The following is a 23,892-nucleotide window of genomic DNA, read 5'->3' as shown; positions in this document are numbered from 1 at the left end:
GCAACTCACGGCGGATTGGGGCGCTTTCGATATGACACCTACGCTCGTGCGGCAGCAACTGCCTCGCGCGGGGGCCTTACCCCGCGTGGACCGGTGTGCACGCGCGCGTGACTGGGCCGAGATCCAGGAACGGATGCTGGTACCGCTGTACGAGGCCGTCCACCGGCGGCTCGACGTCGGCACCGGCACGCGCCTGCTCGGGCTCGGCTGCGGCTCGGGGCTCGCGCTGCTGATGGCGGCGTCGCGGGGCGCGTCGGTCACCGGCGTGGACTCGGGGGAGCCCGAGAGGGCGGCACTCGCGCGGGAGCGGCTGCGGCCGGAGGCGTGGGGCACACCCGCACGCGCCGGCGCCCGTATCGTCGAGGGGGCTCCCGCGGACGTGGCGCGCGCCCCTGGCGACCCGCTGTACAACCTGGTGACCGCCTTCGAGCCGATCGGCTGTCTGGACGGGGACTCCGAGGGCCTCGGTGAACTGCTCGCCTCGGCGACCCCGCTCACGGAACGCGGCACCCCCGTGGTCCTCGTCGGCTGGGGCCCTCCCGAGCGCTGCGCCACGTCCACCGTGCTCCGCGTGGCCGCGAAGCTGGCCGATCCCCTGCGTGGCTCGGGCAGTTGGCGCCCGGCGCTCAGGGACGACCTGGAGGACGTGGCCCAACGGGCCGGGCTCCGGCCGGACGGCTCCGGCCGTGTGGCCTGCCCCTTCGGGTACGCCAATGTGGACAACGCGGTCCGGGGGCTGCTGTCGACCGGACTCTTCGACGCGGCGATCGGCGCCACCGACCAGGTGCAGGTGGACAAGGAGATCACCGAGGCTCTGCACCCGCACCGCCGCCGGGACGGCACGGTGTGGATGCCGAACGTGTTCCGCTACCTGATCGCGCGGACGCCCTGAGCGTTCGGGGACCGACATGAGCGCTCGGGCGACGACCTGGGAAGGTCTTCGTGGCGTCTTCCGGCAGGGGTGTGGAGGGTGTGAAGAAAGCGGGTCGGTAGCGCATCGGCCTTGGCCAAGTGCCGTACGGCACCCATAGCCTGACGCATCGTCCAGGGGAACAACACAGCCGCGTACGGGGGTTGCCAGCGAGAAGCACCACGAGCGACACCACACCCACGCCGTCCACGCACGGCATCCGGCGCCGCGCGCCCGGCCACACCCCCCGGCCGGCACGCGGCGTCCGCCATGAGGCGGGTCAGCCCATGAACTTCTTGAACTCGTCCGGCAGCTCGAAGTCCTGAGGAGCCTGCTGGCCCGGCAGCCCGAGGGCGCCGCCCTGCGCGGCGGCGGCCCGGCGGGCGGCCTCCTCCTGCTCCTGCTGCTTACGCTTCATCGGGTTGCCCGAACGCTGCTTGCCCTTGGCCTGCTTGGGCTGCTTCTTGCTGCGGCCGGGGCCGCCGCCCATGCCGGGCATGCCCGGCATCCCGGGCATGCCGCCGCCCTGGGCCATGCGGGACATCATCTTGCGGGCCTCGAAGAACCGCTCCACGAGGTTCTTCACCGCGCTGACCTCGACACCGGAACCCTTGGCGATACGGGCGCGGCGCGAGCCGTTGATGATCGTCGGCTCCTGGCGCTCGGCCGGGGTCATCGACTTGATGATCGCCGCCGTACGGTCGACGTCACGCTCGTCGATGTTGTTGATCTGGTCCTTGATCTGCCCCATGCCGGGCAGCATGCCGAGCAGCTTGCTGATGCTGCCCATCTTCCTGACCTGCTCCATCTGGGCCAGGAAGTCGTCGAGCGTGAAGTCCTGCCCCTTCTTGGACGCCAGCTTGGAGGCCATCTTGGCGGCCTCTTCCTGGCTGAAGGTCTTCTCCGCCTGCTCGATCAGGGTGAGCAGGTCACCCATGTCGAGGATGCGGGAGGCCATCCGGTCGGGGTGGAACGCGTCGAACTCGTCGAGCTTCTCGCCGTTCGACGCGAACATGATCGGCTTGCCGGTGACCGAGGCGATCGACAGGGCGGCACCACCGCGGGCGTCACCGTCGAGCTTGGAGAGGACCACGCCGTCGAAGCCGACGCCGTCCCGGAAGGCCTCCGCCGTGTTGACGGCGTCCTGACCGATCATCGCGTCGACGACGAAGAGGATCTCGTCCGGGGAGACCGCGTCCCGGATGTCGGCGGCCTGCTGCATCATCTCCTGGTCGATGCCCAGGCGGCCCGCGGTGTCGACGACCACGATGTCGTGGACCTTCGACTTCGCGAACTCGATGGAGTCCTTGGCGACCTTGACCGGGTCACCCACGCCGTTGCCCGGCTCGGGGGCGTAGACCGCGACGCCGGCGCGCTCGGCGACGACGCTGAGCTGGTTCACGGCGTTCGGGCGCTGGAGGTCGCAGGCGACGAGGAGGGGCGAGTGGCCCTGCTCCTTCAGCCAGCGGCCCAGCTTGCCCGCGAGGGTCGTCTTACCGGCACCCTGCAGACCCGCGAGCATGATCACGGTCGGCGGGTTCTTGGCGAACCGCAGACGGCGGGTCTCGCCGCCGAGGATCCCGACCAGCTCCTCGTTGACGATCTTGAGGACCTGCTGGGCCGGGTTGAGGGCCTTGGAGACGTCGCTGCCGAGTGCCCTCTCCTTGACGTTCTTGATGAACGCCCGGACGACGGGCAGCGCGACGTCCGCCTCGAGGAGCGCGATACGGATCTCGCGCGCCGTGGCGTCGATGTCCGCCTCGGAGAGGCGCCCCTTGCCGCGCAGGTTCTTGAACGTCGCTGAGAGGCGATCGGAGAGCGTATCGAACACGGCGGTGTCGGTCCTCGGAGTCGGGGGCAGGGTGGGCTGCCCTCCAGGGTATCTGTCTGGGTGTGGTCGGGTCTCCACCCCTGTGGATAGTCGTGACGGAGCCCGCGCCGGGGGGCCCACGGGATCGCGGGGGCCGGGGCCTGGGGCGGCCCCGGCCCCGACGCTCACCCGCGCAGCATCTCCTCCAGCTTCCGCGCCACGGACGCCGCCTCGTCGCCCGGCAGCGGAGTGCCCTGCGCCCCGGTCACGTAGAAGGCGTCCACGGCGTTGGCGCCCAACGTGCTGACGTGCGCGCTGCGCACCCGCAGGTGCGCGTCCTCCAGGGCGCGCCCGATCCGGTGCAGCAGCCCGGGGGCGTCCTGGGCGCGGACCTCGATGACCGTGGCGTGCCGGGAGGCGGCCGCGGCCACCGTGACGCGGGGCGGCGGTGCGACGACGCCCCGCCGCCGGGGGTAGGCCGCGTCCCGCTCGGCCAGCCGTCCGGCGATGTCGAGCGAGCCGTCCAGGGCCCGCACGAGGTCCGCGCGGAGCCGGGCGGCCTGGGGCAGTGAGCCGTACTCGGCGGCCACCCGCCAGTTCAGCAGCAGCACCGAGCCCTCGACGCCGTCCGGGAGGTCGAAGGTGCCGAGTTCGGCCGTGCGCACGGTCAGCCGGTGCATGGCGAGCACGCCGGCGACCGCGGGCAGGACGCCCGCCTGGTCGGGTACGGCGATGAGGAGTTCCACGCCGAGCGGCTCGGGGTCGGCCTTCTCGTCCTTGTCGCCGGCGGGGGCCTCCGTCTGCGCGCGCAGCGAGAGCACCGGCCCGCCCGTGCGGAACGCCTCGATGGCGAGCCGCTCCTGCTCGGCGCTGGTCTCCCCGGGTTCCGGCTCCTGCGGGGCGTCCCCGGCGAACAGCGCGTCGACCCGCTGCACCAGTTCGGACACGAGCGAGGCACGCCACGACGACCAGGCGGCGGGCCCGGTGGCCAGCGCGTCCGACTCGGTCAGCGCGTGCAGCAGTTCGAGCGTGCCGGGCGATCCGACGGCGTCGGCCACGGACCGGACGGTGGCCGGATCCTCCAGGTCGCGTCGGGTGGCGGTGTCGACGAGCAGCAGGTGATGGCGTACGAGGGTGGCGAGCACCGCCACGTCCTCGCGGTCGAAGCCGATCCTGGCGGCCACGTCCCGGGCGATGATCTCGCCGGCGACGGAGTGGTCGCCGGGCCAGCCCTTGCCGATGTCGTGCAGCAGCGCGGCGACCAGCAGGAGGTCGGGCCGGTGGACCCGGCGGGTCCTCTCGGACGCCTGGACCGCGGTCTCGATGAGGTGCCGGTCGACGGTCCAGATGTGCACGGCGTTGCGCTGCGGCCGGCAGCGGACCCGCTCCCAGTCGGGCAGCAGGTGCGTGATGAGGCCCTCGGCCTCCAGCGCCTCCCAGACGTCGACGGTCGGGCGCCCGGACCCCAGCAGGGTGACGAGCTGCTCGCGTGCCTCGGCGGGCCAGGGCGTCGGCAGCGGCTTGGCGGCGGCCGCCAGGCGTCGTACGGCGTGCAGGGAGAGCGGCAGTCCGGCCTGGGCGGCCGCGGCGGCCGCGCGCAGGGGCAGCACGGGGTCCCGGTCGGGCTTGGCCGCCCGGGCGAGGACGACCTCGCCGTCCTGCTCGACGACGCCCTCGGCCAGCGGTGACCGCTCGGGGGCGGGCTTCCCGCCGCCCAGCATGGCGCGCAGCCGTGGCCGCACGGCGCGCGACCGCAGCACGCGCCCCACTTCACGCCAGGTCACATCACTGGCGTACGAGATCACGCGGGCGGCCTCGTACACCTGGCGCAGCAGGGTGTCGGCGTCCAGCAGCCCCAGCTCGGCGGCGACCTGGTCCTGTTCCTGGAGCGCGAGACGGTCGGTCGCGCGCCCTGTGGTGAGATGCAGCGCGTCCCGCACGTCGAGAAGCCGGCGCCGGGCGTCCGCGAGCCCCTCACGCGGGGCGTCGGCGAGCCAGGAGGCGGCGACGGCGCGCAGGGCGGTGGCGTCGCGCAGCCCGCCGCGCGCCTCCTTGAGGTCGGGTTCCAGCAGGTACTGCAGCTCCCCCTGCCGCTCGGCCCGCTCGACGCACAGCTCCTGGAGCTCCGGGAGGCGTTTGGGGGCCTGGTTGCGCCAGTCGGCCAGGACGGCGGTCCGCAGCCCGGCGGTCAGGCCCAGGTCACCGGCGATGTGGCGGGCGTCCAGCAGCCCCAGCTGCACCTTGAGGTCCTCACCGGCGGTCCTGCGGGCCTCGGCGGGGGTCCGCACGGAGTGGTCGAGGGCCAGCCCCAGGTCCCAGACGGGGTACCAGATGCGGTCGGCCAGCGCGGCCACCGCCCGTTCGTCGGACCCGTCGTGCAGGAGCAGCAGATCGAGATCGCTGCGGGGCGACAGCTCACCTCGCCCGTATCCGCCGACGGCCACGAGGGAGACCCCGCGCGGCTCGGCGGCGCCCGCGCCGAAGAGGCCCGCGAGCCAGTCGTCGGTCAGCTCCGCGAGGGCCGAACGGCGCGGCGGCCCGGACTGCGTCTCCTCCTGGAGGAGACGCAGCCGGGCCGCCGCGTAGCCGCTGGGTCCCGAGTCCTCTGCATCCGTACGTACGTCCGTACTCGTCACCCAGCGACTCCTGTTCTTCTCTTCGGTCAGAGCGCGTCCGGGCCGCGCTCGCCGGTCCGGACCCGGACGGCCGTCTCGACCGGGAGGGACCAGACCTTGCCGTCACCGATCTTGCCGGTGCGGGCGGCCTTGACGATGACGTCGATCAGCTGCTCGGCGTCGTCGTCCTCGGCGAGCACCTCGATACGGATCTTGGGAACCAGATCCACCGTGTACTCGGCGCCGCGGTACACCTCGGTGTGTCCCCGCTGTCGACCGTACCCACTGGCCTCGGTCACCGTAAGGCCGTGCACCCCGAAGGCCTGCAGGGCTTCCTTGATCTCGTCGAGCCGGTGCGGCTTGACGACGGCGGTGATCAGCTTCATGCCTCGACCTTCTTGCTCTGAGGGGCAGCGACGCTGCTCGTGGTGCTGGCGGAGATGTGCGAACCGGCGGCCGAGGAGAAGTCGTACGCGGTCTCGGCGTGCAGGGCCTGGTCGACGCCGGTGATCTCGTCCTCCTCGGACGCCCGGAAGCCGATCGTCTTCTGGATGGCGAAGGCGATGAGCCAGGTCACCACGAAGGTGTAGGCCATGACCGAGAAGGCACCGGTGGCCTGCTTGCCGAACTGGTCGAGGCCGCCGATCCCGTCGGTGGCGAGGAAGCCGACCATCAGGGTGCCGAGGACACCGCCGACCAGGTGGACGCCGACGACGTCGAGGGAGTCGTCGTAGCCGAGCTTGTACTTGAGGCTGACGGCCCAGGAGCAGACCGCGCCGGCGACGATGCCGATCAGGATGGCGCCGAAGGCGTTGACGTGACCGCCGGACGGGGTGATCGCGACGAGACCGGCGACCGCGCCGGAGCAGGCGCCGAGGGTGGTGAACGCGCCGTGGCGGATGCGCTCGTAGATCAGCCAGCCGATGATGGCCGCGGCGGTCGCGATCTGGGTGTTGATGGCCATACGGGCGGTGGTGCCGTCGACACCGAGCCAGGAGCCGGCGTTGAAGCCGAACCAGCCGAACCACAGCAGGGCGGTGCCGATCAGGACCAGCGGCAGGCTGTGCGGCCGCATCGGGTCCTTCTTGAAGCCGATCCGCTTGCCGACGACGAGGACCGCGGCGAGCGCGCCGATACCGGCGTTGATGTGGACCGCGGTACCACCGGCGAAGTCGATGACCCCCAGCTCGAAGAGCCAGCCGCCCGGCGCCCAGACCCAGTGCGCGACCGGGAAGTACGCGAGGGTGACCCAGAGGGCGACGAAGATCATCCAGGCGCTGAACTTGACGCGGTCGGCGAGCGCGCCGCTCATCAGGGCCGGGGTGATGACCGCGAACAGCATCTGGAAGAGGATGAAGGCGAACGCGGCGATCTGGTGCGGCTTGTCGCCGGCGCCGGTGACGAAGCTGTCGACCGTGCTGGTGACGTCGATGCCCTTGAGGCCGATCGCGTCCAGGTTGCCGATGAGGCCGCCCTGGTCACCGCTGAAGGCGAGCGAGTAGCCGTACAGCACCCACAGGATGCTGACGATGCCCAGCGAGATGAAGGACATCATCAGCATGTTCAGCACGCTCTTGGCGCGGACCATGCCGCCGTAGAAGAGCGCCAGGCCCGGCGTCATCACCATGACGAGCGCCGCACTGATCAATACGAATCCGGTATCTGTGCCGTTCAATGCCGGTATCTCCTCGTGGTCGGAACGGCCCGTGCGGATGCGGAAGCTGGGGAGCTATCGGGGAGGGCCGACTGTGCTGAGGAGACTGACGCAGCACCGTTTCGCCGGGAGTTTGGAAATGTTTCCCGGAGGTGACGAAGGCACTCATCACGTTACAGACAGGTGAAACGTGAATCCCGGCGGATGCATCCCGTGTGGGGCCCAGCCTCTGCGGGGCCCCCGGCGGATAACGGTTTCGTATCCGATGGAACTTCCGATGGAACGTCCGGCGGACCCGCCCCGAACGGACCGGCCACGGCAGACCATCCGATGACCTGGCATGGGGGAGCCGAGTCGGGCAGTCGGGATGGCCGGCCGCGGCCGGAGTACGCGTGGCCCGCGAAGCGCGGGGCCGGTCAGACCGCCTCGGCGGTCTCGGGGAGGTGGACGGCGAGCTGGTCGGTGAGGTCGACGACCTCCGCGAGACCGCCGAAATCGCGTACGGCCGTGTCGACGGTCTTGCGGATACGGGTGTTGACACGCTCGGAGCGCACCTTCCTCGCCGTCTCCATGGCCTGCTTGGCCATGTCCGCGCCCTGCTCGGGCTCGCGCTGGAGCAGATGCACCGTGGCCATGCCGATGAGGTTCAGCGCGTAGGAACGCTGGTGCTCGCTGTCCTGGGAGAACAACTCGACGGCCCGTCGCATCACGGGCTCGGCGAGGGAGGCGTAGGCGGGACTGCGGCCGGCGACATAGGCGAGGTCGCGGTAGGAGTGGGAGTTCTCGCCGTGCAGCTCGGCCTCGGTGAAGAAGCGGATCCAGTCGGGATCCGGGTCGTCCCACTCCTCGGCGTCGGCGAAGACGTCCTCGGCCATCCGCACGGCCCGTTTGCACTTGCCGGGCTGGCCCATGTTGGCGTAGGCGCGGGCCTCCATCGCATACAGCATCGACTGGGTCCGCGGGCTCGCGCACTCACGGCTGCCGTACTGGGCGAGGTGGATCAGTTCGAGGGCGTCGTCGGGCCGGCCGAGGTGGATCATCTGCCGGCTCATGCTGGACAGGACGTACGAGCCGAGGGGCTTGTCGCCGGCCTCCTTGGCCGCGTGGAGGGCGAGGACGAAGTACTTCTGCGCGGTCGGCTGGAGGCCGATGTCGTAGCTCATCCAGCCGGCCAGCTCTGCCAGCTCGGCGGCGACCTTGAACAGCCGCCGGGTGGTGGCCTCGGGCTGGGGCTCCTGGAGGAGGTCGGTCACCTCGTGGAGCTGGCCGACGACCGCCTTGCGGCGCAGACCGCCGCCGCACTGGGCGTCCCACTGCCGGAACATCACGGTGGTGGATTCGAGGAGGTCCAGCTCCGGCTGGGAGAGCCGGCCGGCGCGGCGCGCGGCGGACGAGGGCTCGGGTTCCGCGCGCGGGGCGGCGGGGGCGGGGACGAGCCAGCGCTGCATCGGCTCGATGAGGGCCGGGCCCGCGGAGAGGGCGAGCGAGCTCCCGAGGAAGCCGCGCCGCGCCAGCATCAGGTCACTGCGCGAGAACTCGCTGATCAGCGCCACGGTCTGCGGGCCCGTCCAGGGCAGGTCGACCCCGGAGACGGAAGGCGACTGATGCGCCGCGCGCAGTCCCAGGTCCTCCACGGCGACCACGCAGCCGAAGCGCTCGGAGAACAGCTCGGACAGGATCCGCGGGATCGGCTCGCGCGGGTTCTCCCCGTCGAGCCAACGCCGGACGCGGGAGGTGTCGGTGGAGATGTGGTTGGCGCCGAGCTGGCGCGCCCGGCGGTTCACCTGCCGGGCCAGCTCGCCCTTGGACCAGCCGCTGCGGACGAACCATGAGCCCAGGAGTTCGTTCGGGCGCTTCTCAGCGTTCGTGCCGCTTCCGCCGTTGCCGCCCACTGGAACGCCCCCATCCCTGAAACCACTTGTGCGCTGTGTGCGCCAAGCCCTACCAGAATGCCGGTTACCGCGCCGTACGTCCGACCTCCGTCACCCATCGAACGGAAAGGCGACTTGCCTCCGGCATACCCACGAGCGCAGATACCCCGGGCGCCGTGCACTCAAAGTAATCCTACGATCACGCGTCCGGCCACGGCGATTCCAGAAACGCCACCATTCGCCACCCCTTCGAATGAACCTACGGTCGCCCGCGCGCGATTGACTTGACATCAGACGGCCGGGAGTGGGCGGAGGGAAGCATTCGGGGGCGCGTGTCGACGGTCGCGCCACCGGGAGCGCCGAAGTGCGCCGCCCAGGCGGAAGCAGAGCGTCGCCTTCCGACTCCGTCGCGTAACCACCGGCGCGCTGGACCCGTTGGAGGGGGCATGGGCTTCACGATCGGCGGCATTCGGGAGATGCGATCCGGCACACGTCGGCGCGGCCGTTCCTCTGACTGCACGGCGGTGGCCGAGTTCACCGGCCTCTGGGGGTGGGACGTCGTCCCGGGCGCGCGGACGGCTTCCGGCGCGTGCTCGTGCGGCAGGACCACCTGCCCCGCGCCGGGCGCGCATCCCCTCGACTTCGCGCCCCCCGTCCGCGCCGGAGCGACGCTCGACGAGGTGACCGAGGCCTGGGCCGAGTTCCCCGGCTCCGCCGTGATGCTGCCGGTGGGCCGCTCCTTCGACGTGATCGAGGTCGCCGAGTCCGCGGGACGGCATGCGCTCGTCCGGCTCGAACGCATGGGCCTCCCCGTCGGCCCCGTGATCGCCACCCCCGAGGGCCGCGCCCACTTCCTCGTCGCCCCGGGGGCCGCCGCCGAGCTGCCCACCCTGCTCTACCGCATGGGCTGGGACGACCCGTCCGCCCTCGATCTGCGCGGCCTCGGCCCCGGCAGCCATGTCACCGCCCCGCCCTCCGACCGCGGCGGCCTCGGCCCGGTCAGCTGGCTCCGCTCCCCCGACCTCGACTCCGCGACGAAGCCGCCGGCCGCGCGCCTGCTGCTGGGGACCCTGGCGTACGTGGCCCACCGGTCACGGGCCTGACCCGGCCGCCCTGGTCCGTACACGGCGAAGCGCCCGCCCCCGACCGAGTCTCGGGGCGGGCGCTTCCGCGAGCACCTACGGATGCGCGCCAGTGGTCCGCCGCGTCACTCGCCGATGAGCGCGTCTACGAACGCCTCGGGCTCGAACGGCGCCAGGTCGTCCGCGCCCTCTCCCAGGCCGATGAGCTTGACGGGTACACCCAGCTCCCGCTGGACCGCGATGACGATGCCGCCCTTGGCGGTGCCGTCGAGCTTGGTGAGGACGATGCCGGTGATGTCGACGACCTCGGCGAACACCCGGGCCTGCACGAGACCGTTCTGACCGGTGGTGGCGTCCAGGACCAGCAGGATCTCGTCCAGCGGGGCGTGCTTCTCGACGACGCGCTTGACCTTGCCCAGCTCGTCCATGAGGCCGGTCTTGGTGTGCAGCCGGCCGGCGGTGTCGATGAGGACGACGTCGGCGCCCTCCTCGATGCCCTCCTTGACGGCGTCGAAGGCGATGGACGCCGGGTCGCCGCCCTCGGGGCCGCGCACGGTACGGGCGCCGACGCGCTCGCCCCAGGTCTGGAGCTGGTCGGCGGCGGCGGCGCGGAAGGTGTCGGCGGCGCCGAGGACGACGTTCTTGCCGTCGGCGACGAGGACGCGCGCGAGCTTGCCGGTGGTGGTGGTCTTGCCGGTGCCGTTGACGCCGACGACCATCACGATGCCCGGGGTGTCGAGGGGCGAGTCGGTGTTGACCGCGCGGTCGAACTCGGGGACGAGGATCTTCAGCAGTTCCTCGCGCAGCAGTGTGCGCAGTTCCGCCGGGGTGCGGGTGCCGAGGACCTTCACGCGCTCACGCAGCCGCTCGACCAGTTCCTGGGTGGGCTGGACGCCGACGTCGGCGGTGAGGAGGGTGTCCTCGATCTCCTCCCAGGTGTCGTCGTCGAGGTGCTCGCGCGAGAGCAGCGTGAGCAGCCCCTTGCCGAGCGCGTTCTGCGAGCGGGAGAGCCGGGCGCGCAGCCGTACCAGCCGGCCCGCGGTCGGTTCGGGGATCTCGATCTCGGGGGCGGCGGGCGGTTCCTCGACGGCCACGGGCGCCGACGCCGAACCGTCCGGGAGATCCACCTCCTCGATCGTCCGGCGCGGTTCGTCGCGCGGCGTCTCGGCCTCGTCGCCGACGTGCGGCTCGGCCGGGGGGGCGGTGATGTCGGGTGTCGTGGGGGGTGGCGGGGGCAGCGGCTTCTTCCTGCGGCTGCCTACGACGAGCCCGCCCAGCACGCCGAGCACGACCACGGCGATGACTACAGCAAGGATGAGTTCCATAACTAGGCCAGTATGCGGGACCACCCCGCGCGGCGTTCGATCGCCTTACGGGGGCACACGGTCCTTCCTCACCCCTGGCTACCTGACGAACCGTCAGCTAGCGTCCCCCTCCACAGCCGTCCGAAGGGGGTCCCCCATGCCCGTCACGGTCGTCCGTTTCAATCTGGTCGAGCCCGGCGCCACGCCCGCCTCGCTCCGGGCCCGCTACCGGGCCGCCGTGGAGATGGCCGCGTACGCCGATGAGCAGGGCGTCTCCACCGTGCAGACGGAGGAGCACCACGGGGTCGCGAACAACTGGCTGCCGTCGCCGTTCGTCTTCGCGGGAGCCGTGTTCGGGGCCACCCGGCGGATCGCGGTCACGGTGTCGGCGGCGATCGGCCCGCTGCACGACCCGCTGCGGCTGGCCGAGGACATCGCCGTACTGGACCTGGTGAGCGGCGGACGACTGGTGACGGTCGCCGGGATCGGATACCGGCCGGAGGAGTACGCGCAGTTCGACGTCGACTGGAGGAGTCGCGGGAAGCTCCAGGACGAGGTGCTGGAGACGCTGCTCCGGGCGTGGACGGGTGAGCCGTTCGTGTACCGGGGGCGCACGGTCCGGGTCACCCCGCGTCCGGGGACCGAGCCGCATCCGCTGCTGCTGGTCGGCGGCTCGTCGAAGGCCGCGGCCCGCAGGGCGGCCCGGACCGGGCTCCCCTTCTTCCCGAGCGCGCACCTGCCGGAGCTGGAGGCGTACTACAAGGAGCGGCTCGTGGAGTACGGCACCGAGGGGTGGACGATGATGCCCGCCGCCGAGACCCCGTTGCTGCACGTGGCGGAGGATCCGGACCGGACGTGGGCCGAGTACGGCGCGCACTTCCTGCACGAGGCGCGCACCTACGCCTCCTGGCAGTCGTCCGGCATCCGGTCGGCCGTGCGGTCGGGGGCCGCGACGGTGGCGGAGCTGCGGGCGGAGGGCGTGTACCGGATCGTCACGCCGGACGAGTGCGTGGACCTGGGACTCGACAACCTCGTCCTGCACCCCCTGGCGGGCGGGATGCCGGTGGCGGAGGGCTGGCGGAGTCTGCGGCTGTTCGCGGAACGGGTTCTTCCGGCACTGCGCGGCTGAGCCGGGCGAAATCCGCTCGCCGAGGCCGCCTCGGCACTGCTCCACTGAGCCCATGAGTCTGCTGGTGGAGGTGTTCGTCAGGGAGCCGGACGGCAGGCGGAGGATCCTCGACGTGCCCGACGACGTGTACCGGTCCGGCGGCTTCGAGTCGTGGCGGACGACGGTGTGGGGATCGGAGTTCGTGCGCTCGCTCGGCGCACGCTTCCTGCCCGTACCGGCGAAGGAGGACCTCTGCGTCGAGGCCGCGGACGTACCGGAGTTCCGGCGCGAGGTGGCGCTGCTGCGCTCCCGTCTCGACGACGTCGCCCACGGCACCCGGCGGCCGCGGACCGTCGAGGAGCACCGGCACCAGATCGAGTCCCGGCTGCGGATCATCGAGGAGAGCATCCGCAAAGCCCTGGAGATCGGCGGCGGTGTCCTCATCTGGTGAGCCCGCACACGACTCCGCCGCCCCGGGCGGGGCGGCGGAGGGGGTACGAGGAGAGGGGCGGCGGGGACGTGGCCCCTCTCCTCGAACTCGGGGAGGCGTGCGGCCGGCGGGCTGGGGCCCGAGGGCCCTAGCCCATCTCCTCCAGTGACTTGCCCTTCGTCTCCTTCACGAACTTCAGGACGAAGGGGATGGAGAGCGCGGCGAAGACCGTGTAGATCACGTAGGTCACCGACAGGTTCCAGTCGGCCAGGGACGGGAAGCTCGCGGTGATGGCCCAGTTGGCGATCCACTGCGCGGAGGCGGCCACCCCCAGCGCGGCGGCGCGGAGCCGGTTGGGGAACATCTCGCCGAGCATGACCCAGACCACGACGCCCCAGGAGAGCGCGAAGAAGAGGACGAAGACATGGGCGGCGATCAGGGCGACCCAGCCCTGGGTGGCCGGGAGCTTGCCGTCGACGAGGTCGAAGGAGAAGGCCCAGGCCTCCAGCGCGAGGCCGACGACCATGCCGGCGGAGCCGATGAGCGCGAGCGGCTTGCGGCCGATCCGGTCCACGAAGATCATCGCGATGACGGTGCCGACGATGTTGATGATCGAGGTGGTGAACGAGTAGAAGAACGACTCGGCCGGATCGACGCCGACGGACTGCCACAACGTCGCGGAGTAGTAGAAGGCGACGTTGATGCCGACGAACTGCTGGAAGACCGACAGCCCGATGCCGATCCAGACGATCGGCTTGAAGAGGAAGCTGCCGCCCAGCAGGTCCTTGAAGGTCGACTTGTGCTCGCGGTGCATGGCCGACTCGATCTCGGCGACCCTGGCGTCCAGGTCGACGCCCTCGCCCTCGACCTCGGCGAGCACCTCACGGGCGCGCGCGTCCTTGCCGACGGAGATCAGGAAGCGCGGGGACTCGGGGATGGCGAAGGAGAGCAGGCCGTACAGCACGGCCGGGACGACCATGACGCCGAGCATGATCTGCCAGGCCTCCAGGCCGAGCAGTTCACCGCGCTGGTCGCCGTCGGCGGCGTTCAGGATGCCCCAGTTGACCAGCTGGGACACGGCGATACCGACGACGATCGCGGCCTGCTGGAACGAACCGAGCCGTCCCCGGTAGGCCGGCGGCGCGACCTCGGCGATGTAGGCGGGGCCGATGACCGACGCCATGCCGATGGCGAAGCCGCCGACGATCCGCCAGAAGGCAAGGTCGTACAGCGCGAAGGGGAGCGCCGAGCCGACGGCACTGACCGTGAAGAGGGCGGCCGCTATCTGCATGCACCGGATACGGCCGATGCGGTCGGCTATCCGGCCGGCCGTTGCCGCGCCGACGGCGCAGCCGATGAGCGCGACGGCGATGACCTGGGCCAGGGCCGTGGAACCGATGTCGTAGCGGTGCCGGATGGCTTCGACGGCGCCGTTGATCACGGCGCTGTCGTAGCCGAAGAGGAAGCCGCCCATCGCGGCCGCCGCCGCGATGAAGATCACGTGCGAGAGGTGGTCGGGGTGGCCTTCGCGCGCTCCTGACGTGGATGCCTGCGTAGTACTGGTCACGTGGGGGGGACCTTCCGCTTTGAAGGTAAAGGCGACTTCGCAGAGAATATGCCTTCAAGTTTCGAAGTCAAAAGACGGGTCGAGTGGGCGTTTGCCAGGTTTCCGATACAGGAGTAGGAGATTGAGTTCAAGTAATGAAGATGATGTAGCGGGCCTCGACACGGGGTGCGCGGAACCCCGCGACCGCCCTCGTCTACCCGTCGACCGGAACGGCTAACGCAGCCGCTGGCTGATGACCTTCGAGACGCCGTCGCCCTGCATCGACACGCCGTACAGCGCGTCGGCGACCTCCATCGTCCGCTTCTGGTGGGTGATCACGATCAGCTGGGACGCTTCCTGCAGCTCCTGCATGATCCGGATCAGTCGCTGCAGATTGGTGTCGTCGAGCGCCGCCTCGACCTCGTCCATCACGTAGAACGGGCTGGGGCGGGCCTTGAAGATCGACACCAGCATCGCGACGGCGGTCAGCGACCGCTCACCCCCGGAGAGCAGTGACAGCCGCTTGACCTTCTTGCCCGGCGGCCTGGCCTCGACGTCCACCCCGGTGGTGAGCATGTTGTCCGGGTCGGTGAGGATCAGCCGTCCCTCCCCTCCGGGAAAGAGCCGGGAGAAGACGCCCTCGAACTCCCGGGCGGTGTCCCAGAACGCCTCGGTGAAGACCTGCTCGACCCGTTCGTCGACGTCCTTCACCACCTGGAGCAGATCGGCCCGGGTCTTCTTCAGGTCCTCCAGCTGCTCACTGAGGAACTTGTGCCGCTCCTCCAGCGCCGCGAACTCCTCCAGCGCCAGCGGATTGACCTTGCCGAGCTGCTGGTACGCCCGCTCGGCCGCCCTGAGCCGCTTCTCCTGCTCGGCCCGGTGGAACGTCCGCGGCCGGTTGCGGGGGTGCTCCGGGTCCTCCGGCATCTCCTCGCCCTCGGCGGGCGGCGACGGCGGTACCGGCTGGTCCGGCCCGTACTCCGCGATCAGCCCTTCCGGTTCGACACCCAGCTCCTCCAGCGCCTTGGTCTCCAGCTGCTCGATCCGCATCCGTTTCTCGGCGCCGAGCACCTCGCCGCGGTGGACGGAGTCGGTCAGCTTGTCCATCTCGGCCTTGAGATCACGTCCCTCGGCACGGGCCTGCGCGAGCTCCTGCTCCCGGCGCGCCTTGGCGGCGTCGGCGGCGGTGCGTTCCTCCTCCGCCCGGGCCAGGGAGACCTCGACATGGCCGAGCAGTTGCCGGGCACCGGACGCGACGGCCTCGGCGACGGCCGCCTCGTGCCGCAGTCGCGCCCTGCGCTGTTCGGCGCGCGCCCGCGCCTCGCGCTCGGCGCGCGCGGCCCGGTCGAGCGAGTCCGCGCGCCCCGCGAGGCCCTTCACCCGCTCCTCGTGCGTCCGCACCTGGAGCCGGGCCTCCATCTCCGTCTGCCGCGCGTTGGCCCCGTCCGCAGCGAGCCGGTCCCGTACGGAGGTGTCCGGCTCCTCCTCGACGGGCATCTCCTCGGCCACCGCGAGCCGTTCGGCCAGTTCCTCCGCGTCCTCGACCGCCCTGTCGAGCGCGTCCTGGGCGCGTGCGGCGGCGGCCGTCGACCGCTCGGCCTCCCCGGCGGCGCCCCTCGCCTGCCCGGCCAGCCGCCCGAGCTGCTGCGCGACCGCGGACTTCTCCCGCTCGGCCGCCCGGCGCCGCTCGCCCAGCTCCTCCACGAGCGCGGCCCGGTCCCGCCGCGACTCGACCGCACTCCGCTGGACCTCGGCCAGTTCCTCGCACCGTACGGCCAGTTCCTCCAGCTCGGCCGCGGCCTCGTCGACGGACGCCTGCACCTCCAGCAGGCTGGGTGCCCCGGCGGAGCCGCCGTGCGCGAAGTGCGCGCCGAGGAGGTCGCCCTCGGCGGTGACGGCGGTGAGTTCGGGGCGCGCGTAGACGAGGTTCTCGGCGTCTTCGAGAGTGTCCACGACGACGATGCCGTGGAGCAGACGGCGTACGGCGGGTGTGAGGTCGGAGGGGGCACGGACCAGGTCCGCGGCGAAGTGCGCCAGGGGGGACGCCGGAAGGGGTCGCCTTTCGTCCGCAGGCCCGCCGTGGCCGGTGACGCCGTTCCCCGCGCCCCTCGGGAGTGCTGAGACCGGGTCTTCGGGCGCCCCTGCCGGCAGCAGGGCCGCACGGCCCGCGTCCTGTTTGCGCAACAGGCGGATCGCCTCGGCGGCCGCGGCCGGGCTGGTCACGGCGATCGCGTCGGCCGCCGCGCCGAAGGCCGCCGCCAGGGCGACCTCGTGCCCGGGGGTGATCGTCAGCAGCTCGGCCGCCGGACCCAGCACCCCGCCCAGCCGGTCCTTCGCGGCGAGCAGCGCGCCCGTACCGTCCTTGCGGCGCAGGCCCAGCGCGAGGGCCTCGTGGCGGGCCTGGGTGGCGGCGCGGCGCCGTTCGGCGGTGGTGGCGGCCTCCCGGGCGGCGGTGAGGGCGGACTCGGACTCGGCCAGGGCGCGCTTCGCGGCGTCGTGCCGCTCGGCGAGTTCGGAGTCGTCGGCGTCGAGACCGTCGACCTCGGCCTTCAACGCCTCGTACTCCTCCTGGGCGGCGACGGCACGCTCCTGGGCCTCGTCGCGGGCCGCGGCGAGCCGGTCGATCTCGGCCTGGGCCAAGGCCGCGCGGGAGCGGGCGGCGTTGACCTGGCCGTTCAGCCGGGCGAGGCTCTCGCGGCGGTCGGCGATGGACCGGGCGACGTCCTTCAGCCGGCGTTCCTCGACCGTCAGTTCACGTTCCAGCTCGGCGCGGTGCTCGACCGTGTCCTCCAGGGCACGCTCGGCCGCCTCCAGGGCCGCTTCGAGCTCGGCCTCCTGTTCGCGGACGCGGGCCGCCTCGCGCTCCATGTCCTCCGGGTCACGGCCGCGCCGCTCCTCGGGAGGCGCGGAGGTGGCGCTCTTGACCCGGGCGTCGGCCAGGGAGACCGTGCCGCGCACCCGTTCGGCGAGCTGCGACAGCTCGTACCAGGTCTCCTGGGCCCGCTGGAGGCGCGGGGCCAGCCGGCGCACCTCTCCCTCCAGGTGAGCCTCGCGCTGGAGCGCCTTCTTCAGCTCGGTCTCGGCGGCCTCCTTGCGCTGCTTGAGCACGGCCTCGTCGGCGACCTCGGTGCGCAGCGCCGCCCGGAGCCGTACGAGGTCGTCGGCCAGCAGCCGCAGCCGTGCGTCCCGCAGGTCGGCCTGGATGACGGCGGCCCGGCGGGCGACGGCGGCCTGTCGGCCGAGGGGCTTGAGCTGACGGCGGAGTTCGTCGGTGAGGTCCTGGACGCGGGCCAGGTTGGCCTGCATGGCGTCCAGTTTCCGCAGCGCCTTCTCCTTGCGCTTGCGGTGCTTGAGGACGCCGGCCGCCTCCTCGATGAAGGCGCGGCGGCCCATGGGGTCGGCGTGCAGGACGGAGTCGAGCCGGCCCTGGCCGACGATGACGTGCATCTCCCGGCCGATGCCGGAGTCGGAGAGCAGGTCCTGGATGTCGAGGAGGCGACAGGTGTCACCGTTGATCTGGTACTCGCTGCCACCGTTGCGGAACATGATCCGCGTGATCGTGACCTCGGAGTACTCGATGGGGAGGGCCCCGTCGGAGTTGTCGATGGTCAGGGACACCTCGGCGCGGCCGAGCGGGGGGCGCCCGGTGGTGCCGGCGAAAATGACGTCCTCCATCTTGCCGCCGCGCAGCGACTTCGCGCCCTGTTCGCCCATGACCCAGCTGAGGGCGTCGACGACGTTGGACTTGCCCGAGCCGTTCGGTCCGACGACACACGTGATGCCCGGCTCGAACCGGAGCGTGGTCGCCGAGGCGAACGACTTGAACCCGCGGAGGGTCAGGGCCTTGAGATGCACGCCGCCGGACTCTACCTCCCGGCCTGGTCCCACTCCATGAACGCGCGGTTTCACACATGAACGTGCAGGGCACATCAGACGTTAGGGAGGGTGAGGACGTTCGGGGGTTCTACCGGGGGTTCGGCGAGACGGGGGACAGAAAGAAGGGACGCCTCAAAGAGAAGGCGTCCCTTGCAGATCTGACAACTTAGCGGTTGTTACAGGCCGCCCAACCACTGCTGTCTGTCGTGGTGCGATGCAGTGATCAGGTGAGCGCAGGCTCCGCCTGGCGTGCGTCGAGCTCCATGAGCGAATCGTGAGAAGCGGCAGCCGTCAGCGCGTCGTTCTCCGCCTGGATGCGTCCGAGCTCGGATTCCAGGTCCTGGACTCGCTGCTGGAGCCGTCGCATCTCGGCGAGGAGTCGCGGGTCGGAGCCGCCGACGTAACCGAGAAGCGCCTTTGCCATGATGGATGGTCCTCCACACTGAGTGACCGACCGAAGCGGTGTGGGTCGTGAGGGAATCGCACCCGCGTTGCTTGGCACTGTTGAGTTTTTGCTGCCGTCTTCATGCCAAACAGCTAAGGTGCGCGGGGTTGCTTTTAGCGTCTCACCAAAAAGTTTGACGGTCAACACGATCACGCCCCGCATCGGCGGGCATCCCTGTGCCGCGCGGCCCCGAGCGGGCGACGCTGCGGCGGTACGGGGACCTCTCCTGGCCGGCGGAGCGAGGGGATCATCGTCTCTTCGGAGACTGCCATGACAAAGCCGCCTTGGCAATCACCTGCACATTTCTGGTGTGTGCATGCTCCTGGCATATGACGTTGGCCCACCCCTCACCCCCGCGCCACACGCTCCGGGCGAGAGAGTCAGCGGATGGCGAAGCCGTCGTAGCCCCCTCGCGGTGTGTCCCAGATCTCGGTGACGCCGTCCACGCGCCCGGGCGTGTCGTCCCCCAGGAGCCACTCCAGTAGCCCCTCGCACGCCCCGCGGGACCCCTCGGCGACCACCTGGACCCGTCCGTCGGCCAAATTGAGAGCAAAACCACTCAGTCCGCCGATCTCCAGCGCCCGAGCCCGCGTGAACCAGCGGAAACCCACCCCTTGCACCCGTCCACGCACCCAGGCGACCAGCCGTACATCCTCGCTCATGCCTGCACGCTAACGGGCCAATGTCCCATGGGTCTCTCCCTCCCCCGGCGCCATGCTGTACCGTCCCGACCCAATGAATCTCATATGAAACTCACTCCTTCGTGTGAGATTCGTGAAGGCCACGATCACAACGTTGACAACATCCCCAACGTTGACGCAGGACACAGCAAGGACGAGGAAGGCCAAGACATGGGACGCCACCGACGCTCCGCCGCCGGCCGCGCCGCCAGGGGGGGCCGCGCCGCCGGGGTCACCGACATGGGCTTCGCTTCCGACGAGCCCCATTACGGCCCGGAGAACCTGTACGGGTTCGCGGCGTTCCTGGAGGCCGACGCCCAGGCCGCCGCCTCGCGCTCCGGAGGCTCGCGCCGCCGCAAGAAGCGGACCGTGACCCCTGTGAAGTCCAGCCTGCTCGGCGTGTCCGCAGCCGTGGCCCTCGGTACCGTCGCCGTGGCCACCGGGGTGCTGCCGGGTGGTGACAAGTACGCGGTCAGCGAGGGCGCCGGCAACGCGACGGTGGTGCCCGCCGGTTCGCCGACGGGGGCGGCGACCCAGCAGGGCGGTACGGACGGTGCCGCGCCGGAGCAGCGCGAGGACGAGTCCACCAGCCGTGACGCCGAGCGCGAGGCCTCACCGTCCGACGCGCCGGCACCCTCGAAGACCCCCTCCGAGGAGAAGCCGTCCGACGAGGCGGGCAAGGGCGCCGGTTCCGGGAAGACCGAGAAGCCGTCCGGCAAGCCCACCAAGGAGACGGGCAAGGACAAGGACAAGGGCAAGGAGAAGACCTCCCCGGGGGAGATCTCCACCGAGACCCAGGCCGAGGCGGCGGTCCTCCTGCTCGTCAACGAGGAGCGGGCCAAGGCCGGCTGCAGCCCGGTCGCGGCCGACAGCGACCTGGCCCAACTGGCCGAGGCGTTCAGCAAGGACATGGCGCTGCGCAGTTTCTTCGACCACACGGACCCCGACGGCTCCGACCCCTGGGACCGTGCGGCCTCCCTCGGGATCACGGGACTGGGCGGCGAGAACATCGCCCGCGGCCAGGCCACCGCCGAGGCGGTCATGGAAGCCTGGATGAACAGCCCAGGCCACAAGGCGAACATCCTGAACTGCGACTTCAAGACCCTCGGCGTCGGCGTCCACCTGGGCGACGGCGGACCGTGGTGGACCCAGGACTTCGGCTACTGAGACGGCCGCAGGGGACTTCGGTCACTGAGACATCACCCGGACGCCACCGCTCACCAGGAGTTAGTGCAACCTTCTGGTGAGCGCTGCGCCGGAGTATGCTCGATGTATGGAATCAGCCGCGCAGAGTGCCGTGACGCCCGCGCAGGCCGCCGCGGGCGCGGACGCCTGGAACCTCGACGAGCTGGCCTTCGACGTGTTCGCCAGGAACTGCCCCTCACGGGGCACCCTGGAACACGTCACGGGCCGCTGGGGCGGGCTCACGCTGGGCGCGCTGCACGACAGCTCGCTCCGCTTCAACGAGCTGCGGCGCCGGGTCGACGGCGTCAGCGAGAAGATGCTCTCCCAAACCCTGCACGCCCTGGAGCGAGACGGCCTGGTGCACCGCGAGGCCCAGCCCACCAACCCGCCGCGCGTCGACTACAGCCTCACCCCGCTCGGCCGCGAGGTCTCCGAGCGGCTGCTGTCCCTCATCACCTTCGTCGAGGGCCGGATGGAGGACGTGCTCCAGGCCCGTGCGCGCTACGACGAGACGCGCGGGGCCCGCTGACACGTCGGGCAGAAGTAGCTGGAGCGGTTCATCCACGGCCGTCGCCGCATCGGCGTGGCACAGCGTCGGCAGGGCAGTCCCTCTCGGCCGTACGCGTCCAGCGACCGGTCGAAGTACCCCGACTCACCGTTCACGTTGACGTAGAGGCTGTCGAAGCTCGTACCGCCCACCGCCAGCGCCGCGTTCATCACGTCCCGTACGTGGCCCAGGAGTTCGGTGGTACGGGGGCGGGTGAAGCCCGCGGTCGGGCGCTCGTAGTGCAGCCTGGACCGCCACAGCGCCTCGTCGGCGTAGATGTTGCCCACCCCGCTGATCAACGACTGGTCGAGCAGGGCCCGTTTGATGGTCGTACGCTTGCGGCGCAGCGCCTGGTGGAACGCCTCCGCGTCGAACAGCGGGTCGAGCGGGTCGCGGGCGATGTGCGCGATGACGTCCGGCAGGCCGTCGGGGGTGGTGTCGTGCAACGACAGCCCGCCGAAGGTGCGTTGGTCGACGAAGCGGAGTTCGGTGAGCAGGTCGTCCGCGAAGCGGACGCGGATCCTGAGGTGCTTCTCGTCGGCCGTCTCGTGCGGCTGCACGAGCAGTTGGCCGCTCATGCCGAGGTGCGCGAGGACGGCTGTGCCGGTGTCCTCGACGGGCAGCCACAGGTACTTGCCGCGTCGGCTGGGCTCCCCGATGCGGTGGCCCTTCAGTCGGTGAGCGAAGTCCTCGGGGCCGGCCAGGTGGCGGCGGATCGCCCGGGGGTGGAGCACCTCGACATCGGCGACGGTGCGGTGCGCCACCCAGCGCTCCAGGCCCCGCCGGACGACCTCGACCTCGGGCAGTTCTGGCACAGGGTCCTCCGGAGGTTGGGTGGGGGGTGAGGTCGCGGGTGGGTGAGGTCGTGCGTCGGGTGCGGGTGGGTGGGGACTGGTCGCGCAGTTCCCCGCGCCCCTGTAGAGCCGGGCCTGCGCCCCTTGCTTTTCGGGCCCCACGCGTCCGCACTCGCCGACATGCCGAAACCGCCCCCGCATCCCCTCGCGGGGGTCCGGGAGCGGTAGCCCGCGGTGTCAGGCCGGGGCGGCGTCCGAAGGAGTCTCGGCGGAGTCGTCGGGTACGAGTGCCGCGGCCTCGGCCGCCGCCTTCGCCCGCTCGTCCGCCGCGGAGCGGATCGCACGCCAGGCGGACTCGGCCGCCTGCTGTTCCGCTTCCTTCTTGCTGCGGCCGGTGCCGGTGCCGTACGAGACGCCTCCGACGCGGGCGGCAGCTGTGAAGGTCTTCTCATGGTCGGGGCCGGTCTCCGTGACCAGGTACTCGGGCACACCGAGCCCTTCGGTCGCGGTGAGCTCCTGGAGACTGGTCTTCCAGTCCAGGCCGGCTCCGAGGTTCGAAGACTTCTCGATCAACGGGTCGAACAGGCGATGCACCAGCTCCGCCGCCGAGTCGAGCCCCTGGTCGAGATAGACCGCGCCGATCACCGCTTCGAGGGTGTCGGCCAGGATGGATGCCTTGTCCCGGCCACCCGTGCCCTCTTCACCGCGGCCGAGCCGGATGAAGGAGCCGAGGTCGAGCCCGCGGCCCACCTCCGCCAGCGCACGAGAGTTGACCACCGCGGCCCGCAGCTTGGCCAGTTGGCCTTCGGGCAGGTCGGGGTGGGTGCGGTACAGCGTGTCCGTGACCACCAGGCCGAGCACGGAGTCCCCGAGGAACTCCAGACGCTCGTTGGTGGGCAGACCGCCGTTCTCGTACGCGTACGAACGGTGGGTCAGCGCACGCACCAGAAGGGCGGACTCGAGCTGGTAGCCGAGCCGCCCTTCCAGAAGCGTGTGGGACGAGGCTGTGTTCTCCGCCTTTTTCTTGGCGTTGGTCTCCGCCTTGGCGTCAGACATAGAGCCTCTCACCAGCCGCTCAGACCTCGAGGACCTGGCGCTTGTTGTAGGTGCCGCAAGACGGGCACGCGATGTGCTGCAGCTTGGGCTCGTGGCAGCGCTCGCACGCAACCAGGGTGGGGACCGCAGCCTTCCACTGCGACCGGCGGTGGCGCGTGTTGCTGCGCGACATCTTCCGCTTCGGAACAGCCACGGCTACTTCTCCTGCTTCTCGTCGACACCGGGTTCGGCGCCGCTCATCTCGTCCTTCTCGCCGTCTTCGAGTGAACCGGCGAGTCCCTGCAGTGCCGCCCAACGGATGTCGACGGCGTCATGGTGGTGGTCCGGGTCGTCCGCGAGCCGGGCTCCGCACTCGGAGCACAGGCCGGGGCAGTCGTCCTGGCACACCGGCTGCATCGGCAGTGCGAGCACCACCGCGTCGCGCAGCACGGGTTCGAGGTCGAACAGGCCGTCCTCGATGAAGAGTCTGTCCTCGTCGTCCTCGGCGTCGCTGTCGGGTTCCGCGATCACGCGGCCCCGCTCATCGGCGTCGGGGTACGAGAACATCTCCTGGAAGTCCGCTACGAGCTCCAGCTCGACCGGCTCCAGACACCTTACGCACTCCCCCTTGGCGTCGGCACGGGCGGTGCCTGTGACGAGCACCCCTTCCATGACCGACTCCAGACGGAGTCCGAGCTCCACCGGGGCGCCTTCCGGCACTCCGACGACCCCCTTGATCCCGAGGTCCCTGGGAGCGTCGACCGAGCGCGTCAGACGCTGTTGCGCACCGGGCCGCCGGCCCAGCTCGTGCGTGTCGAACACGAGGGGGTTGCGGTGGTCGAGGCGGGCGTTCAGAGCCATTTCTGCTTTCGGTCTTCGGGACTCGGAGGAGGACGCCACCCCTGGTGTTCCGGGCAGCGCTCGATCGCGGGCGTCTTTTGCGGACAGCATGAACGCACGCGCGACCGAAGAAACAGGATACTGGACCTTTCGCTCTCGG

The 23,892-nt window shown here is 71.0% G+C and carries 20 protein-coding genes; 6 read left to right on the top strand and 14 right to left on the bottom strand.

Annotated features, from left to right (window positions below):
• Positions 1-133: 133 nt before the first annotated feature.
• Positions 134-892: an SAM-dependent methyltransferase gene (locus ACFU5F_RS30790; protein WP_383894234.1), complete on the top strand. Its 759-nt coding sequence runs from the start codon at positions 134-136 to the stop codon at positions 890-892.
• Positions 893-1,190: 298 nt separating this feature from the next.
• Here the strand turns inward: ACFU5F_RS30790 and ffh are convergent, their stop codons facing one another.
• From ffh to ACFU5F_RS30765, 5 genes are all read right to left on the bottom strand, one after another.
• On the bottom strand, positions 1,191-2,741 hold the full coding sequence (ffh, locus tag ACFU5F_RS30785) for a signal recognition particle protein (protein WP_383894231.1): 1,551 nt from the start codon (positions 2,739-2,741) through the stop codon (positions 1,191-1,193).
• 164 nt (positions 2,742-2,905) lie between these two features.
• The gene (locus ACFU5F_RS30780) at positions 2,906-5,356 is read right to left on the bottom strand and encodes a [protein-PII] uridylyltransferase (RefSeq protein WP_383894228.1); all 2,451 of its coding nucleotides are present in this window, start codon (positions 5,354-5,356) and stop codon (positions 2,906-2,908) included.
• Positions 5,357-5,382: 26 nt separating this feature from the next.
• Positions 5,383-5,721: a P-II family nitrogen regulator gene (locus ACFU5F_RS30775; protein ID WP_003997576.1), complete on the bottom strand. Its 339-nt coding sequence runs from the start codon at positions 5,719-5,721 to the stop codon at positions 5,383-5,385.
• Positions 5,718-7,010: an ammonium transporter gene (locus tag ACFU5F_RS30770; RefSeq protein WP_383894226.1), complete on the bottom strand. Its 1,293-nt coding sequence runs from the start codon at positions 7,008-7,010 to the stop codon at positions 5,718-5,720. The genes ACFU5F_RS30775 and ACFU5F_RS30770 overlap by 4 nt, the downstream gene beginning before the upstream one ends.
• 395 nt (positions 7,011-7,405) lie before the next feature.
• Positions 7,406-8,881: a hypothetical protein gene (locus ACFU5F_RS30765; protein WP_383894223.1), complete on the bottom strand. Its 1,476-nt coding sequence runs from the start codon at positions 8,879-8,881 to the stop codon at positions 7,406-7,408.
• A 425-nt stretch (positions 8,882-9,306) separates the two neighbouring features.
• Here ACFU5F_RS30765 and ACFU5F_RS30760 point away from each other — a divergent pair, with 425 nt between their 5' ends.
• Complete coding sequence (locus ACFU5F_RS30760; RefSeq protein ID WP_383894220.1) at positions 9,307-9,963, top strand: bifunctional DNA primase/polymerase; 657 nt, start codon at positions 9,307-9,309, stop codon at positions 9,961-9,963.
• Positions 9,964-10,067: 104 nt separating this feature from the next.
• On the opposite strand, the gene ftsY is transcribed toward ACFU5F_RS30760, so the two are convergent.
• Positions 10,068-11,267, bottom strand: a complete 1,200-nt coding sequence (gene ftsY / locus ACFU5F_RS30755; protein ID WP_383894217.1) for a signal recognition particle-docking protein FtsY — start codon at positions 11,265-11,267, stop codon at positions 10,068-10,070.
• Between the two features lie 136 nt (positions 11,268-11,403).
• Between ftsY and ACFU5F_RS30750 the strand changes: the two genes are divergently transcribed.
• Complete coding sequence (locus ACFU5F_RS30750) at positions 11,404-12,375, top strand: LLM class flavin-dependent oxidoreductase (protein WP_383894214.1); 972 nt, start codon at positions 11,404-11,406, stop codon at positions 12,373-12,375.
• Between the two features lie 52 nt (positions 12,376-12,427).
• A complete protein-coding gene (locus ACFU5F_RS30745) occupies positions 12,428-12,805 on the top strand; it encodes a hypothetical protein (RefSeq protein ID WP_383894211.1) in 378 nt (125 codons plus the stop codon).
• A gap of 127 nt (positions 12,806-12,932) precedes the next feature.
• On the opposite strand, the gene ACFU5F_RS30740 is transcribed toward ACFU5F_RS30745, so the two are convergent.
• From ACFU5F_RS30740 to ACFU5F_RS30725, 4 genes are all read right to left on the bottom strand, one after another.
• Positions 12,933-14,351: a sugar porter family MFS transporter gene (locus tag ACFU5F_RS30740; RefSeq protein ID WP_383894209.1), complete on the bottom strand. Its 1,419-nt coding sequence runs from the start codon at positions 14,349-14,351 to the stop codon at positions 12,933-12,935.
• A gap of 213 nt (positions 14,352-14,564) precedes the next feature.
• Positions 14,565-18,185 (bottom strand): chromosome segregation protein SMC, encoded by a 3,621-nt coding sequence (gene smc, locus ACFU5F_RS30735; protein ID WP_383894206.1) that lies wholly within the window; start codon positions 18,183-18,185, stop codon positions 14,565-14,567.
• Positions 18,186-18,429: 244 nt separating this feature from the next.
• Positions 18,430-18,630: a hypothetical protein gene (locus ACFU5F_RS30730; RefSeq protein ID WP_005479841.1), complete on the bottom strand. Its 201-nt coding sequence runs from the start codon at positions 18,628-18,630 to the stop codon at positions 18,430-18,432.
• A gap of 401 nt (positions 18,631-19,031) precedes the next feature.
• Positions 19,032-19,313, bottom strand: coding sequence for an acylphosphatase (locus ACFU5F_RS30725; RefSeq protein ID WP_383894202.1), 282 nt, complete (start codon positions 19,311-19,313; stop codon positions 19,032-19,034).
• A gap of 189 nt (positions 19,314-19,502) precedes the next feature.
• On the opposite strand from ACFU5F_RS30725, the gene ACFU5F_RS30720 reads away from it, so the two are divergent.
• The gene (locus ACFU5F_RS30720; protein WP_383894199.1) at positions 19,503-20,498 is read left to right on the top strand and encodes a CAP domain-containing protein; all 996 of its coding nucleotides are present in this window, start codon (positions 19,503-19,505) and stop codon (positions 20,496-20,498) included.
• Positions 20,499-20,604: 106 nt separating this feature from the next.
• Positions 20,605-21,045 (top strand): winged helix-turn-helix transcriptional regulator, encoded by a 441-nt coding sequence (locus ACFU5F_RS30715; protein ID WP_383894197.1) that lies wholly within the window; start codon positions 20,605-20,607, stop codon positions 21,043-21,045.
• Here the strand turns inward: ACFU5F_RS30715 and mutM are convergent.
• The 4 genes from mutM to ACFU5F_RS30695 all read right to left on the bottom strand — a co-directional run bounded on the left by mutM (position 21,018) and on the right by ACFU5F_RS30695 (position 23,753).
• A complete protein-coding gene (gene mutM, locus ACFU5F_RS30710; protein ID WP_383894194.1) occupies positions 21,018-21,878 on the bottom strand; it encodes a bifunctional DNA-formamidopyrimidine glycosylase/DNA-(apurinic or apyrimidinic site) lyase in 861 nt (286 codons plus the stop codon). The genes ACFU5F_RS30715 and mutM overlap by 28 nt on opposite strands.
• A gap of 216 nt (positions 21,879-22,094) precedes the next feature.
• Positions 22,095-22,913 carry a ribonuclease III gene (gene rnc / locus ACFU5F_RS30705; RefSeq protein WP_383894191.1) on the bottom strand — a complete coding sequence of 273 codons (819 nt, stop codon included), beginning with the start codon at positions 22,911-22,913 and terminating at the stop codon, positions 22,095-22,097.
• A gap of 19 nt (positions 22,914-22,932) precedes the next feature.
• A complete protein-coding gene (gene rpmF, locus ACFU5F_RS30700; RefSeq protein ID WP_007493396.1) occupies positions 22,933-23,106 on the bottom strand; it encodes a 50S ribosomal protein L32 in 174 nt (57 codons plus the stop codon).
• A gap of 2 nt (positions 23,107-23,108) precedes the next feature.
• Positions 23,109-23,753, bottom strand: coding sequence for a YceD family protein (locus ACFU5F_RS30695; protein ID WP_383894189.1), 645 nt, complete (start codon positions 23,751-23,753; stop codon positions 23,109-23,111).
• Positions 23,754-23,892: the final 139 nt, after the last annotated feature.

The sequence above is a fragment of the Streptomyces sp. NPDC057438 genome, from assembly GCF_042802995.1.
GTDB lineage: Bacteria > Actinomycetota > Actinomycetes > Streptomycetales > Streptomycetaceae > Streptomyces.
This window is presented reverse-complemented; position numbering and strand designations above follow the sequence as displayed.